Source organism: Rahnella sp. PAMC25617, from assembly GCF_050606005.1.
Classification (GTDB): Bacteria; Pseudomonadota; Gammaproteobacteria; order Enterobacterales; family Enterobacteriaceae; genus Rahnella; species Rahnella variigena.
Map to the genome: position 1 here is coordinate 40,196 of NZ_JBOCUM010000009.1, position 15,257 is coordinate 55,452.

A 15,257-nucleotide genomic window follows, 5' to 3' on the forward strand; every position below is an offset into this window, starting at 1 on the left:
GCATATGGCAGCAATCTGTACAGCTCACGAACGAAAAAGTGCGGATAAGATAAAATTTCTGCGCGGGGAAGTAAAATACCGTATGCGGTCAATCGTCAAAATCGCGATAAATAGACTGTATTTCTTCCTGAAAGAAGCCCCGATAGAGCAAATAACGCAGAACTTTTGATTTTTCTTTCCAGTCAGTCGGTAAATTTTCGCCAAATTTTCTGACCGCCAAATCTCGCGCCAGCGCGCACCAGTCCACGTCTGTGTTTTCCAGTGCGACTGTGATGATTTCTTTATCGACACCTTTTTGCAGTAATTCCGAACGGATGCGCTGCGCACCGTAACCTTTATGACTGCGACCCGAAATATAGCGGCTGGCAAATTTGGCATCATCGAGCCACTGATGTTGATAACAGTAGTCGATCACCGCCTGTACATGTTCTTCCGGAATCGCTTCCGGCACCGGCCGCGGCTCAGGTTTGGCTCTCACCACCTCTTCTTCGGCGAACTCATTTTGCGCTGGCTTTTTACGTGAAGCCCAGCTGCTTTTCTTATTTTGAGGCTTAACAAAAGGCATCGGAGGAATGAGTAACTTGCGGCGTAATTCTGTTTCGCCATGGTCGCGCTGAGCAAGCAGACGCATTGCGCGGTTTATCAGTGTATTGATTTTCGCTGCATCGCCATCTTTTTTGGGCGGCTCAAACAGTGTTGACTCGCTATTTTGTGCCACCTCTTCCAGCAGTTTTTTCAGGTCGATGACGTTCTCATTCACGATTTTTTTATCAGGTATGTTTTCATCGGACATAAGGTTTTCCCCTTATATGCAAAATGCCAGTCTGGAAACCAGACTGGCATTTTAGCGACGTTTGAAAGTTACGGACAAAGTCCCCTGCCCTTCAAATGTCTTTGTCAGACAACCGCGAAATTAAAACTCTTCGCTGGTTTCCATGTTGTCGTCAGCGACTTCAGCTGTCGTTGCTGCGCTCAGTTCACCCGTGCCGCTCAGCAGCATGTCACGCAGTTTTTTATCCAGCTCAGCAGCCACTTTCGGATTTTCTTTCAGGTAGTTGCAGGAGTTCGCTTTACCCTGACCAATCTTCTCGCCGTTGTAGCTGTACCATGCACCGGCTTTCTCGATCAGTTTGTGCTTAACGCCCAGGTCGATCAGTTCGCCGTTGATGTTGATACCTTCGCCATACATGATCTGGAATTCGGCTTGTTTAAATGGCGCAGCGATTTTGTTCTTCACCACTTTCACACGTGTTTCGCTACCGACAACCACATCACCTTCTTTAATCGCGCCGATACGACGGATATCCAGACGCACAGAGGCGTAGAATTTCAGCGCGTTACCGCCGGTGGTGGTTTCCGGGTTACCGAACATCACACCAATTTTCATACGGATCTGGTTGATGAAGATAAGCAGTGTGTTGGCGTTTTTCAGGTTACCGGCCAGCTTACGCATCGCCTGGCTCATCATACGTGCCGCGAGGCCCATGTGAGAGTCACCAATTTCGCCTTCGATTTCTGCTTTCGGTGTCAGTGCAGCCACGGAGTCGACGATGATCACGTCAACAGCGCCTGAACGGGTCAGCGCGTCACAGATTTCCAGAGCCTGTTCACCAGTATCTGGCTGAGAACACAGCAGGTTATCGATATCTACGCCCAGTTTTTTAGCGTAGATCGGGTCCAGTGCGTGCTCTGCATCAATGAACGCACAGGTTTTGCCTTCGCGCTGTGCTGCTGCGATAACTTGCAAAGTCAGCGTGGTTTTACCGGAAGATTCTGGTCCGTAAATTTCAACGATACGGCCCATTGGTAAACCGCCGGCACCTAACGCGATATCCAGAGACAAAGAGCCGGTAGAGATCGTTTCTACGTCCATGGAGCGATCTTCACCCAGACGCATGATGGAGCCTTTACCGAATTGCTTTTCAATCTGGCCCAGTGCTGCAGCTAACGCTTTTTGCTTGTTCTCATCAATAGCCATTTTTACTCCTCGTCTGATGCAGGGGAACATCCCGCCCGCATCACTGAATATAATTTATGTACAGGTAATTGGCAGTAATTATACTGTATGCTCATACAGTATCAAGCCTAATTTTTAATAAACTCACGCAATGCAGTTTGTAGCGAAAAAACAGCAGCTTGCAAACGCACCGCTTCGCGATCGCCGGAAAACTGCTGTTTAGCCGTCAGAACGCGCCCGTCTTTTCCGGCAAATCCGAACCAGACCGTGCCGACAGGTTTTTCTGCAGAACCGCCATCAGGTCCGGCAATACCGCTGACCGAAACGGCCACATCCGCGCCCGCGGCGTGCAATACGCCCTGCGCCATTTCATGCACCACCTGCTCACTCACTGCGCCATATTGCTCCAGCGTGCTTTCAGACACGCCCAGCAATTCATGTTTGGCCGCATTACTGTAAGTGACAAATCCGCGATCAAACCAGGCGGAGCTTCCGGCGATGTCAGTAATCGCCTTGGCAATCAGGCCGCCGGTGCAGGACTCCGCACAAGTGACCCACCATCCCCTGGCTTTCAGCGCCGCCCCGACTTCCACACTCAGTTCATGTAAACGTTTTTCGTCCATATCCCCTCCCGGCGGGACATCTGAAACTACCCCGATGTTAGCATTTCTCTTCCGGTCTGCGAGTCCCGTTGAAGTGATTTGCGCGATGTATTCAGAACTGGAGTAAAAAGAAAAAAGAAGGGCCACGATCTGCGGCCCTCATGAGAGTTGAACGATCCGGGGTTAGCGCGCGGCTTTCACCGCCTCACCCAACTGCCATACCGCCATCGCATAATGCACGCTGTGGTTGTAACGGGTGATGGTGTAGAAGTTCGGCAGCCCGTACCAGTACTGGTAATTGGTGCCCATATCAAGGCGCAGCAGGCTCGCTTCCTGATAGTTGCCAAGCGATCCTAACGGGCTCAGTCCGGCGGCTTTCAATGTATACAGCGGATATTTGGTTTTAAAGCCGTTCTCCAGCAGAGGTGCCTGCCCGGCTGCCGGCACCGCAATTGGCGCGCCTTTGGTCCAGCCGTGGGCTTTGAAGTAATTGGCGACACTGCCGATAGCATCAATCGGATCCCACAGGTTGGCATGACCGTCGCCGTTAAAGTCGACGGCGTAGTCTTTATAAGATGACGGCATAAACTGGCCATAGCCCATTGCACCGGCGAAGGAACCGCGCAGACTCAGCGGATCATCCCCTTCCCGACGGGACATCAGCAGGAACGTTTCCAGTTCACCGGAGAAATACGCTGCACGGCGCGGATAGGCAAAGGATAAGGTCGCCAGCGCATCGATAATGCGGGTTTTACCCATTACGCGTCCCCAGCGGGTTTCCACGCCGATAATGCCGACAATGATTTCCGGCGGCACGCCATAGATCTGCTCCGCACGCTGCAACGCATCCTGATATTGATTCCAGAACACCACACCATTTTGCACGTTATCCGGCGTGATGAATTTGCTGCGATAGCGGTTCCACGCGCCGTTTGGCACGGTCGATGGCGGACCGGAAGGTGCCTGCTGATCCATCAGTCGTAATACAAATCCCAGACGTTTGGTTTGCGACAACACATCATGCAGCTGCTGACGGTCAAAACCGTGCTCGCGCACCATTTTGTCAACAAACTGATTCATGGCCGGATCATAGGCAAAATCGCCGGTCTGCACCGCGCCGGTATGCTCAGGCTGGAGCAGAAAACCGCCGTCGGGCACCGCACTGGCGCTGGCATTTCTTCCATCGGAGAAAGGATTACGCGGCCCTTCAGGCTGAGGCGCGGGTTTATTACTGCTACAGGCAGAAAGTGTAAGAACCAGGGGAAGAATGATTGCCAGGTGGCGCATCGGATATCCGTAACCATGCAATAAAAGAGGTACAGATATGGTAGAGCATTATCAGAGCCGAAAAAACTGAAAATCACCGTCTTTACAAGCTTGTTAACCAGATTACTGCGCCATGATTAATGGAGAGGAGTGAGGTGATGTGGCGGCGGCATTTTTAATCAGTCCGGCAATTTTATTCTGTATGCTTTCTTCCAGACCAGGATAAAGCGGCAAACAGATGACTTTTTCCGCGAGCTGGTGCGCAACAGGCAGATTTTCCCTGCTGGCACTTTCAGCAAATTTATACATAAAGAAACTGCTGATTAAGGGATAAAAGTAGCGTCGCGCCATGATGTGATTGTCTTTCAGCAATTCGTACAGCTCGTCACGCGTAAGAGCAAAATCTTCATTAACCATGATCGGGTAGTACGCATAATTCCAGGTCACATCCTCAGGGATCGACATCAGTGAAATCCCCGGAATATCCGCAAGCAGCATATTGTAATGGCGATAGAGTCTGCCACGATCATCAAGAGCTTTATCAATGTGTTGCAACTGAAGGAGCCCGTACGCGGCTTGTAATTCATTCATCTTGCCGTTAATACCCGCCGCAACAACGGTGGTCTCATTAACGAAACCAAAATTTTTCAGATAATCGATGCGCTGCTTCATTTTGGCGTCGTGACAGATAATGGCACCGCCCTCAATCGTATTGAACACTTTAGTGGCGTGAAAACTCAGAATAGACAGGTCGCCCTGACGCAGGACGCTGACGCCATTTTGTTTAACACCAAAAGCGTGGGCTGCATCGTAGATGACCTTCAGCCCGTACGCATCCGCCAGCTCTTCGATTTTGCGGGTGTTACAGGGGATACCATAACAATGGACGGGCAGGATTGCCGTTGTAGCCGGAGTAATCGCCTGCTCAAGCTTGTCTGCATCAAGATTGAACGTATCAGGATCGGTATCGACAAAAACCGGCGTGAGGCCATTCCAGAGCAGTGAATGTGCCGTAGCGACAAAAGAATAAGGCGTCGTGATCACCTCACCGGTGATCCCCAGCACCTGAAAAGCGGTCAGTAAGGCCAGCGTACCATTTGAAAACAAACACAAATGTTCCACACCCAGATACTCAGCCAGTTCTTTTTCCAGCTGTTGATGATACGGGCCAGCGTTTGTCAGGTGCTGACTTTCCCAGATATTTTCCAGATAAGGAATGAACTCCTCAAGCGGAGGTAATAAAGGACGAGTGACAAATATGTTTTTTTCCATGATGGCTGTAATCCTGAGAAAGTTAGAACAAGCGATATTCTGATAATAAGTCCCGAACCGTTTCTACAGAGCAGTTCATCAGCACATCAATAATAGAAAGATTAGGATGAAACTCCTCACAACCTTGCGGATAGCGGATGTCATTCATTTTTATAAACTTCAAAACCAGCTTTGATTTTAAAAACTGTTCGCGGTCATATAAATCAACACCACCTGCACTGTTAATATAAACATCTGCACCAAGTGAATGGCATATAGCAATAATTTTGTCGCTGGCACTGCCCGTCTGAGCATAATTAATCTGGCTGGAAAGCATCACAACCTTTTCCATACCCAGATAATCAAAGAAACAGCGCATCATCTTCTGGCACATCAGGGCAATACTTCGCTGTTCAGACTGCAACACCTGCTCAATAATGGGGAAAACTGCGCCAAAAAAAGGCCTGTTCTGATAGGCCTGCCGTATTTGTTTGATGACTTTCCCCACGTCCTGACTGAACTCAAGTTCCTTAATAGGTTTGAATGAGGACGCTCCGGGGACAGGAATAACAAAACGCTGAATCTGACCGGCACTGAGAATACAATTCCTGTTTATATACCCCTGCTTGATATAGTTAACATTGTCATACAGCACAAAAATATCGCCTGAAGCAGCCAGCTGGAAATAGCCTAAATAAGGAAAAATGTAAGGCTGCATGATAGCAACGCGTTTTAATTCACTCATCAGTAAGACTTTCAGGAACAAAATAAAATACGGTCTCTAAAAGCCCCTCGGAATAATGGCGTAAATAAATTTTATAGTCCGGATTGTAGCTGAGAACCCGCTGAGGAATTGTCCACAGATCATCAGGCTTATGGTAACAACAAATAGCCAGCAGGGGCTTTTGAGTTTTAATAATATTCTGCGCACCGGCTAATGCAGGCAATTCGTAGCCCTCAATATCCATTTTTAAGCAGCTGACATCTCCTTTAAGCAATCCATCCAGCGTAACAACCTCAATGGTGACGTCGCCTGAATCACAAATCTTCGATGCACTGCCGGCCCGTGAAAACCGCAGTGTTTCTGACTGGTCCGAAACACCATAAGGGTAGACTCTCACACCCGGAAGAGCGTTCAGCGTTTGCGCGATAAGCTGGCACTGGCTGATGTCGGGTTCAAAAACCTGAATACTTTTATAATCCGGAAACAGTCTCGCAAATTCCAGGCTGGTTGCGCCATCAAAACCGCCACAATCTACAAAGTGACGGGCATAATCTTTGACAAACGGCAGATCAAAATACTGCTCATTCGTCCGGCAGGTAAAACCTTCAAGTGCCGCTAAGCGGTTTGTCAGCCTGAAATTAATAATTTTGTCGAACGTTTCTGCTGAGAGGGCATCCGCCAGCTGATGACGTACGTTTTCATAGCGGCTTTTATTCTGGCGGTAATCATCGACAAAAGCCTGACCATGGTAAAAAGCGACAGGGTTTAAAAAAGTCGTGAAATACCGATAGAAGGAAAAGAAATCTAAACAGTCACAATGTTTATGTTCCATTATCTTCTGGGCAGTCAGGGGACGACCATCTGCTATACCGGACACCACCATGGCATCCGCCGGCACTTCTGACCATGAAACGACAGGCAGACCGTCAACCGACGTAGCATCAGTAAACTCATCGATAAATCCGGTTACCGCAAATTTTTTGGCGATATCTTTTGAATGAGTCGTCACCCCAAAAGCAAACCGTGGTCGGGTAGTTTTTGCAAACTCCTCGCAAAATATAACAGCATCTTTATAAATCATAATAATTTCCGTATCCGGTTAACGTAGCAAAAACTCAACAGCATCCACATCCATCACTGCGACATTTTTCAGCTTCGCGACATCCTGACGTTCAATAAAATAGTTATCGATAAAAAGACTCTTCTCAGGAATATAAAATGACTTCTTATCTGTACTTTCCGTTAAATGAATAACCTGATCGAATAAAGACTCAGCAATTGCAGACTGACGCAGGGTATCAACAGGATCACTGATATGCCGGGTAATCAGGTGAAGTGATTTCCCCTGTGCTTTGCATTGATAAAGTAATGCCATCACAGCCGGAACGGCATAACCGTTAATGATTAGCGTATCGTCGAGATCAATAAAAACATGTTCAACAGGAATATCGATACGACTGACGGTTTTAATGGATCTGTCAACCAGAGTGATATGTTCACTGGCGAGCGGCGTTATACTGCGCTCCAGAAAATCATGCAGCGTCATCAGAGGTAAATTAATTCCACGCGCGCGCTGGAAAACCATTGTGCCTGCAATACGGCAAGATATTTCCAGCAACTTCCATTTGCCATATTTATCTTTTTTTAACTGAACAAACCACGGACCACGAAACACCAGGCGGGAATTTATCGTGGTAATGATGTCCATGATTTCATCATCCGGGTTCTGTTTTTGCGAACGCATACTGATACCGGCACGTACACGTTCCCGGCTGCGCGGCCCTGCCCAGATGAGTTGCCTTTTTCGATCGGTGAAACAATCGACCGTGATTTCTTCACCGGGCAGAAACTCCACCACCAGTGGCTGAGGAACGTTTTTAATGGCCTGAAGTAACTGAGCCGCATCATCGACCCTCTGAACATCCTTTCCCCCCTGCCCGCAATCCGGTTTAATCAGCACCGGCCATTCTGCCACGGGATATTCCGGGTGATAACAGGCGGGCACCCAGCGACAATCCTGGAAAAGCGCATAGGTTTCACTTTTATAGCGGGTAATTTGTGCAGTGGTGGCATTGCCATTCACCAGATAAAACCCCTGCCGCTGCGCCAGTAGCGCGAGTTTTACGGCCACACTGTCATGGGTAGCAAAAACAATATCCGTCTGGCACTCTTCTAACAGGGCCAGAAAAGCATCGTCAAAACTTTCGTCATCAATCAGCGGCAAATCGCCCCGGTAATTTTCGAACCTGAATTCACCATGATCGCTGACGCCTGACGCCCCCACTAACTGATTAACATGCACGGAATACCGGAGTGCCTGATATATTTCACCCGCATTTTCCGAGCCGCAGGGGAATACTAAAACGTTTAATTTTTTCATTTAAGTTTTTAATTTAACCCCCCGCAGACGGGTTAAGAAAATCAGCGACTTTTTCAACAATGAATTCCATTTCCGCAATGCCATATCTTTGATCGACAGGTAAAGGGATCAGATGATGAATAAAATCGCTCTCAATGCCTGATGGCCTGACTCTGCAGCCTGCATCATGCCAGTACGAAGGCGTGTAAATACGTTCATTAGTTAAGAACTGACGCAGACCGGATGTTCTGTTCAAAAAGGGATAGCAAAGAGCCCCGTCAGCAGTAACGTTATCAAATGCAGCCTCGTTAAAGCGTCCGAGGTGCTGATGCAGGAACTGAAAATTTTCGTTCCTCGCCTTTCGGCATTGCTGATAATCAATCGTTTTTAACAGTGTTTCCGTCAGCTGAGACATGGCAGACGGCGCCTGTGTAAACGTCTCTTCTGCCTGCTGATAGGCCGCAAAACCAGACTCCGCGTTCTCTGCCAGTCGCCGCAACAAATGCGCCGAGCGGTTCAGGGAAACCAGCGGGTCAGTTTGCGGCACATCCACAGGTAATGACGTTGCCAGCAGGCCACCGTCAGGGACTCCGAAGAATTTTCTCGGTGAATACAGCGTTGCCAGACAATCGCCGGGCGGGGAATAAAAGGCCTGGGAATGATCAAGGATGAGCTGACGGGGATTAAACCGGGCGAGCATTTTTTGCTCCTGAACATCACATAACCCGAAATAGTTGACCCACAATACCCATTCATTCTCCGCTGGCACCACCTCTGAGTCCGGCATCAACTGGCTATCCAGCGAATAATATTTCACCGGGATCTGCAATGTTTCCAGGGGTGAAAGCATCGCATCACAGATATAACGCGGCACCCACACTGCATCGGGTTTGCCTGACACCAGCAATGCGTAAAAAGCGCCACGGGCAGACGAAAATAACGCTAAATTCGGATAAAAATGCGCCTGCAAGCGGGGAAGCTCAAGGGGGAAATATCCCCCGATAGCATCTGAGAATTTAGTCATCGGCAAGAACTATGGCTTGTGCGGGCAACCCTTGCTGGTGCAAGCTCCAGGCCTGTTCGAGGACTTTTTCAAAATAGAATGCGCGATGGCTGACTCTTTTTTCTCTTTCCAAAATACGGTCACGAAGAGACAAGCGCACACTGTTCAGATGCTCAAACTGTCCGTTGAGCGCGACAGCTTTCGCCACGTATTCATCGGTTGAACTCGCGACAAACTCCTCAAGACCCAGGAATTTCATCGCCGCGCCGGCCTGACGTGACACGACACTGTCGCCCGCCAGTGTCAGCGACGGGACGCCCATCCAGCTGGCATGGTTGGTGGTTGTACCGCCGGTATAAGGGAAGGTATCGAGGATAATATCCACGTCATTATGCATTTGCAGATAAGGCCCAAAACCGCACTTAAGACGGGCAATAATTTGCTCCCTGCGGACTCCACGACTTTCAAACTCCAGCATGTATTTTTCGATCATTTCCTCATCGCTCATTGACGCGAAAAGTAATCTGGCATCAGGAAGCTGAGTTAATATTCTTGCCCATGCATCGAGCACAGCGGCGGTAATTTTTTGCGGGCGGTTAAACGTGGCAAACGTGATATACCCATTTTTGAGCGCAGGAAGAGCATTAACATCTATATTGTAATCAGCAGGTTCGAATTGCTTAGCCGCAGGTAAATAAGCCAGTTTCTCAGTAAAGTGACTGTCTAATACCCCCGGCGCGGCAAAATTGCTGTCAATAAGATAGTAATCCATCTCTTTTACGCCGGTAGTCCCCGGATATCCTATCCACGACATCTGAACCGGCACCGGTTTCAGACCAAAAACAGGTAAGCGGTTGAATGCCGTATGGCCCGATAAGTCGATCAGGATATCAATCCCATCCGCTGCAATTTTCTCTGCCAGCTCAATATGACTCAGACTTTTAACGTCATTCCATTCTGAAGATAATGCCGCATAAAGCTGTGTATGGCGGTCATTAGACGGAGAAACATTGTAGCCAATGACGTCAAAGCGGGTTTTATCGATTGAACTGAGCACAGGATAGATGAAGTTACTCACCGGATGGTCCCTGAAGTCACCCGATACAAAACCAACCCGCAGGCGGGGATTGTCATTCACTAAAACCGGGCGTTCAACCGTCTTATTTTTCGCCCACGCGCTCAGCTTTTGACCGTACTTCTGATGCTCGGCAAGGATTTCTTCTGGCGAACATTGATGATCGTGAAGAATGACAAACAACATATTGCTGTAATTAGCAAAATATCCGAGTGAAGACTCTGACAATCTCACGCCTTTTTCCAGATACTCTCTGGCTTCACGCATCTGATTACGTTCGCTCAGCACATTGCCTAATTTGAGCAGGTATGTTGCGTTATTACTGTTCATGTCTGCGGCTTTACGTGCGCAATATTCATATTTCAGGCTGTTACGCAGATCGTTATAAACTTTACCCAGTAAATCCCACGCTTCAGCATTTTTCGGATAATTTCTCAGCAAATGCTGTGCAACTTTTTTGGGATAATGACGATCATTAAGTTTTGAAAGGCACAATACAATACCGCTGTAAAATTCAAACAACCCCGAATTGATCGACAACCCTTTGGTAAGGCATCTTAATGCCTCGTCGACATTATTGGCCTGATGATAAATAGAGGATATATCGCTTAACAACGTGACACTGTCCGGGTATCTGGTTCTCAGTTCTTCCATGATTTCAAAAGATTCCTGAACATGCCCGGATAAATACAGCCCTTTCACTTTACTCAATGCTTTCTGGTCTACATCATTTTCTGTTTTTTTACTGAGGCTTTTATGACCGGCATGTTCCTGACGGAATCCCCCTTCCTTTGTGCTTGCGGAAAACAGCATTAAGCTTGAAATCCGGCGTCGGGCAATATCCACATCTTGCAATGCCATTACCTGCTGATATAAGCGCAACCAGGCAATGTCTGAACCGGTTAGCAACCCTTTGCTCACCAGATCCATCGCCAGCATATAACTTTCCTCATCTGAAAGACGTAAACCAGACTGAACAAACCCGGCTTCACTTTTCTTCAGAACAGCCTTCTCCCCCCACAGATTCTCTGACTCGATGTATCCGCATTCGGGCCAGATAATATTGTCAGTCGGATAAATCAGCTTAAGATTACCAAAGCGTGAGAGGTTATAAGGCGAAGGCGTTAAAGACGCATAAATACCTGAAACGTTTTCAATATATAATGCCTGCAGTGTTTTAATCACATTGCCGGCATGCTGTTCAGGTTCTTCTGGCAAATACGTATTCTTTATAATCTGCTGCGTACTGACACTCAGCGGCCAGCTGTTTCCCATTACATCCAGGATCCGCCCCAGCAAATCATTATCTGAAGTCAGGGATTCTCCCTGGCGATTATAGAAAGTTTTTGCATCCGCTTGTCTTTGATAATTTCCTGCCCAGTGCAAATTTTCAATTTCGCTGAATTGCATCTGTTCATGAATCACTGATTGATTATTTTTTGAAATCAATAGACTAAAGCGAACCTGCCGGTCGACGGCAAAGTCCAGATATTGCTGCGCGGTGATTTTATCGAGTCGTTCTGTGGCCGTTGTGTGTACAGTGGCGACCTCTTTCCCGTAGTGCTGCGCTATTTCATACTGAGGCGTCACATCCCCGACGTAGTTAACATTTGATTTTATAATGTCGTGAGTGAAATTAACAAAATAGCGTGCATCATTTTTACTGTAAATATAACGTACAGCCAGCTCTGTATCCGATAAAGATAATGCTTCAGTGATACGGTCTTTCAGGGCACCGTCAGGATGAGCAATATTCATAAATCCCAGCATCGCTCTTGCTGATGAGATTTTCTCTTCATCGCTGACTGAATTTTGGGTGTGCAGTGCAATGACCTCACGCAATGTGTCAGTGACCTGTGCGCCCGGTAACGTATTCCACTTTACCGCGATAATTCCCTGTTCTGTTAAATGTTGCTCACAGAAACTCAGCAATGAATAACGGGTTTCCTCATCCAGCAGGCTGAAGAATTGCTGAATAATAATGTAATCGAACTTACCCGGATCAATGGAAAACAAATCCTGTAAACCGAGGCAATATAAATGGGTATTTTCAATTCCAAAGGCGGAAACCTTCTGTTGCCCTTCTCTGACAGAATCAGGGTCAACATCTATTCCTGCTGACGAACTTAAAGGATTCGCAACGGCAAAGCGAATGAGATCTTCGCCCTCGCCACAACCGATCTGGAGAACGTTCGCCGTTTTCGGATCAGCGCCTTTTACGCCATACATTGCCGCTGAGGTATAAATTCCGGCAGGAGAAAAGTGATGAGATGAATACAAATCTTTCAAAATATAAATCCTGTTATCTCAAATTTGTTTTAGTTATCTGTAAGCAAAGCTACCGCACGACTCGCGCAATGCAGCCTTATTTTTTACACAGTAATAATATAGGGGTATTTTATCATCAGAACCCAAGAGTCCATTGTTTGAAAAGATGACAACTTAACGACCAAATAGAGTTATCAGGTAAAAAAAAACGGAAGAGACATATCTGCCTCTTCCGGTAATAACGTGAGTCATCAAATTATTTAAAATTCGGTCCAGGCACCTTCCGTTGTGCTGACGTCTTTTTTAAATGCAGGTTCTTTCACCTGAGTGTTTTTCTTAATCCGGCCCGTCTGACGGACAGGTTCTCCGTGAACAGACTCCTCCATCACAGGCTGTGTTGCATTATCGGTTTTTTCCACACGGAAGAAGGAGACGATATCAAACAGGTGCCGAGCATTATTATTTAGGTTTTGAGTTATCACGGATGACTCTTCCACCATTGCCGCATTCTGCTGAGTGGCTAAATCCATTTCATTCACCGCCATCGCTATCTGGGAAACCCCGGTACTTTGTTCTTCAGAAGCCTGGGTTATTTCCTGCATGATATTGCTGACGTGGGTGACGGACGTGACAATCTCATGCATCGTTTTACCTGCATCTTCTATCAGGCGCGCACCGTCATCGACGTTTTTAACAGACTCATTAATCAGCAGGTTAATTTCTTTTGCCGCATCGGCACTGCGGGCTGCAAGATTGCGAACTTCACTGGCGACAACGGAGAAACCTCGTCCCTGCTCACCGGCACGCGCAGCTTCAACCGCGGCATTCAGTGCCAGAATATTCGTCTGATTGGCAATGCCATCAATCACGCCATTGATTTCAGAAATTTTGCGCGCACTTTTGGAAATTTTATCCATTGTGGAAACCACATTGGCCATCACAGAAGATCCGTTATCCGCAGTGGTACGTGCCTGCTGAGACAACAGGTTTGCCTGACGTGCATTTTCGGCATTGTTAGACACGGTGGTTTTAATTTCTTCCATGCTCGCGGCGGTCTGTTGCAGTGCGCTGGCTTGTTCTTCGGTTCGGGAAGCCAGATCGTGGTTACCGGTATCGATTTCCGAAGCATCGGTTCTGATGTTACCCGATGTAAGACGGACGGAAGTAATAATCCCGCTCAGTGATCCTTTCATGTTCTGCAGCGATTCCAGCATCACACCAATTTCGTTGCGAGCCCCTGTTTCAAACTCATGGAACAACTCGCCGGAGCTGATTTTATCCAGCATGGATGACGCTGTTTGCAGACGATTGAACACAAATCGTTTGATAAGAATAAATGACAGACATGAGATACAGACAGTCAATGCCAGAAGGATCCCTGAGGTGATCAGGAATGCAAGACGATCTGCAGAAAACTTGTCAGTAATATTACTCTCAACCTTAACGCTATAATCTGCGTATTCCTGTACTGCGTCATCCAGCGCATTTTCCAGCTTGCCGTTATCGAAGCCGGTATTGTTGTAAGCTTCGAGAGAACGCATATTATTGGTGTAGTTTTCAATTAATGCGTTAAATTTATTATAAACATTGGTCGAAAAAACTTTGCCCTCTTCACTGTTTTCAGCAGCGCGCTGAAAATTACTGGCATGACGCTGTGCATTTTTAATTCCTTCAGAAATTACTGCTGCTTTTTCTGCCAGTACCTCATGAGAAGCCGTCGGGTCATTGTACACATAGTTAATATCCCCGCGAACAGAGCCAAGAAATGTACTCATGCGGCGTAACTCTCTGAGATTTTGAGTCAGCGTTTTCATTTCATTGAAAGAATCACTGGCTTGTGACATGGATTTAAATGAAAAAGCCGAGATGATCACCAGGATAAAGCAAAGCAGGAATAAAATAGTTTTGATCAGGGTCGATATTTTGAAGGATGCCATTAAAGCCTCTGCAATTATCTACTATATAAAAAAGTCAGGTCAACAGAAGGATTATTTTTGTCAGTTGCTCAAAAATATCTTCCATCATATTTTCAAAAAACGGCGCAAGGGTGTACATGATCATCGACATCGCTATCATGCCAATACTCAGCGTCAGCGGAAAACCGACGACAAAGATGGAAAGCTGAGGCGTCAGGCGGTTAAGCAGTCCCAGCGTCAAATTCAGTGTCAGAAGCAGAGTGATAATGGGTAGCCCCAGCATCAACCCGCATTTAAAGACCATTCCGGCGGTGTAAGTAATCGCTAACAAACCATCTGCGTTGATCGGCGTTGCACTGACTGGCAGTAATATAAAACTGTCCGCCAGAGTATTAAGCATCCATAAATGACCATTAAAGGTCAGAAACAGCAACGTCACGAGCAGGTTCAGGATGCGGGAAATCACCGGCATATTTCCCCCCGCCGCCGGGTCAAAAAATGTGGCAAAGGATAATCCCATTTGCAGACCGATAATCTCCCCGGCATTACGCACGGCCACGAAAATAAACTGCACCGTCAGCCCGATGGCAGCACCGATAATGAACTGTTGCGCGCCTACCCATAATCCGGCGAAAGAAAAAATTTCAATGTGCGTGTTGGGCTGATGTTGTCCTATCAGTAATGAAATCACGATCGCCAACCCTATCTTGGCTTTCTTCCCGATGCCCTGCTCATTAAAAATTGGCGCGGTCGTGAATAAAGCCAGCACCCGCAGCATTGGCCAGAAATACTGGTTCATGACGGCATATAAGCTGGCAACGGACAACGTAAGCATA

Annotated in this window: 12 protein-coding genes; all 12 read right to left on the bottom strand. The window is 47.3% G+C overall.

The window, feature by feature from the left end; all coding sequences use genetic code 11:
* Positions 1 to 88: 88 nt before the first annotated feature.
* A complete protein-coding gene (recX, locus tag ACM615_RS12795) occupies positions 89 to 655 on the bottom strand; it encodes a recombination regulator RecX (RefSeq protein ID WP_181955564.1) in 567 nt (188 codons plus the stop codon).
* Between the two features lie 258 nt (positions 656 to 913).
* On the bottom strand, positions 914 to 1,978 hold the full coding sequence (recA, locus tag ACM615_RS12800) for a recombinase RecA (RefSeq protein WP_112291457.1): 1,065 nt from the start codon (positions 1,976 to 1,978) through the stop codon (positions 914 to 916).
* 107 nt (positions 1,979 to 2,085) lie between these two features.
* Positions 2,086 to 2,580, bottom strand: a complete 495-nt coding sequence (gene pncC / locus ACM615_RS12805; RefSeq protein ID WP_113878058.1) for a nicotinamide-nucleotide amidase — start codon at positions 2,578 to 2,580, stop codon at positions 2,086 to 2,088.
* Between the two features lie 162 nt (positions 2,581 to 2,742).
* Positions 2,743 to 3,846 carry a lytic murein transglycosylase B gene (mltB, locus tag ACM615_RS12810; protein ID WP_129639218.1) on the bottom strand — a complete coding sequence of 368 codons (1,104 nt, stop codon included), beginning with the start codon at positions 3,844 to 3,846 and terminating at the stop codon, positions 2,743 to 2,745.
* Positions 3,847 to 3,948: 102 nt separating this feature from the next.
* The gene (locus ACM615_RS12815) at positions 3,949 to 5,097 is read right to left on the bottom strand and encodes a DegT/DnrJ/EryC1/StrS family aminotransferase (RefSeq protein WP_431011998.1); all 1,149 of its coding nucleotides are present in this window, start codon (positions 5,095 to 5,097) and stop codon (positions 3,949 to 3,951) included.
* A 22-nt stretch (positions 5,098 to 5,119) separates the two neighbouring features.
* On the bottom strand, positions 5,120 to 5,821 hold the full coding sequence (locus ACM615_RS12820; RefSeq protein ID WP_205951112.1) for a WbqC family protein: 702 nt from the start codon (positions 5,819 to 5,821) through the stop codon (positions 5,120 to 5,122).
* Complete coding sequence (locus ACM615_RS12825; RefSeq protein ID WP_129639220.1) at positions 5,814 to 6,881, bottom strand: FkbM family methyltransferase; 1,068 nt, start codon at positions 6,879 to 6,881, stop codon at positions 5,814 to 5,816. Before ACM615_RS12825 ends, ACM615_RS12820 begins: the two co-directional genes overlap by 8 nt.
* Before the next feature lie 18 nt (positions 6,882 to 6,899).
* Entirely contained in the window at positions 6,900 to 8,102 is a 1,203-nt protein-coding gene (locus tag ACM615_RS12830; protein ID WP_431011999.1) for an ATP-grasp domain-containing protein, read from the bottom strand.
* Between the two features lie 91 nt (positions 8,103 to 8,193).
* On the bottom strand, positions 8,194 to 9,183 hold the full coding sequence (locus tag ACM615_RS12835) for a hypothetical protein (protein WP_129639222.1): 990 nt from the start codon (positions 9,181 to 9,183) through the stop codon (positions 8,194 to 8,196).
* Positions 9,176 to 12,526, bottom strand: a complete 3,351-nt coding sequence (locus ACM615_RS12840; RefSeq protein ID WP_431012000.1) for a methyltransferase regulatory domain-containing protein — start codon at positions 12,524 to 12,526, stop codon at positions 9,176 to 9,178. Before ACM615_RS12840 ends, ACM615_RS12835 begins: the two co-directional genes overlap by 8 nt.
* Before the next feature lie 239 nt (positions 12,527 to 12,765).
* Positions 12,766 to 14,442, bottom strand: coding sequence for a methyl-accepting chemotaxis protein (locus ACM615_RS12845; RefSeq protein ID WP_431012001.1), 1,677 nt, complete (start codon positions 14,440 to 14,442; stop codon positions 12,766 to 12,768).
* Positions 14,443 to 14,476: 34 nt separating this feature from the next.
* The gene (gene fliR / locus ACM615_RS12850; RefSeq protein WP_120163533.1) at positions 14,477 to 15,256 is read right to left on the bottom strand and encodes a flagellar biosynthetic protein FliR; all 780 of its coding nucleotides are present in this window, start codon (positions 15,254 to 15,256) and stop codon (positions 14,477 to 14,479) included.
* Between the last annotated feature and the right edge of the window lies 1 nt (position 15,257).

Bases quoted from the DNA above. Each gene is read 5' to 3' on its own strand.
- ACM615_RS12815 (WP_431011998.1), bottom strand. From the start codon at position 5,097: ATGGAAAAAAACATATTTGTCACTCGTCCTTTATTACCTCCGCTTGAG.
- mltB (WP_129639218.1), bottom strand. From the start codon at position 3,846: ATGCGCCACCTGGCAATCATTCTTCCCCTGGTTCTTACACTTTCTGCC.
- ACM615_RS12820 (WP_205951112.1), bottom strand. From the start codon at position 5,821: ATGAGTGAATTAAAACGCGTTGCTATCATGCAGCCTTACATTTTTCCT.
- pncC (WP_113878058.1), bottom strand. From the start codon at position 2,580: ATGGACGAAAAACGTTTACATGAACTGAGTGTGGAAGTCGGGGCGGCG.
- ACM615_RS12835 (WP_129639222.1), bottom strand. From the start codon at position 9,183: ATGACTAAATTCTCAGATGCTATCGGGGGATATTTCCCCCTTGAGCTT.
- recA (WP_112291457.1), bottom strand. From the start codon at position 1,978: ATGGCTATTGATGAGAACAAGCAAAAAGCGTTAGCTGCAGCACTGGGC.
- fliR (WP_120163533.1), bottom strand. From the start codon at position 15,256: ATGCTTACGTTGTCCGTTGCCAGCTTATATGCCGTCATGAACCAGTAT.
- ACM615_RS12845 (WP_431012001.1), bottom strand. From the start codon at position 14,442: ATGGCATCCTTCAAAATATCGACCCTGATCAAAACTATTTTATTCCTG.
- ACM615_RS12825 (WP_129639220.1), bottom strand. From the start codon at position 6,881: ATGATTTATAAAGATGCTGTTATATTTTGCGAGGAGTTTGCAAAAACT.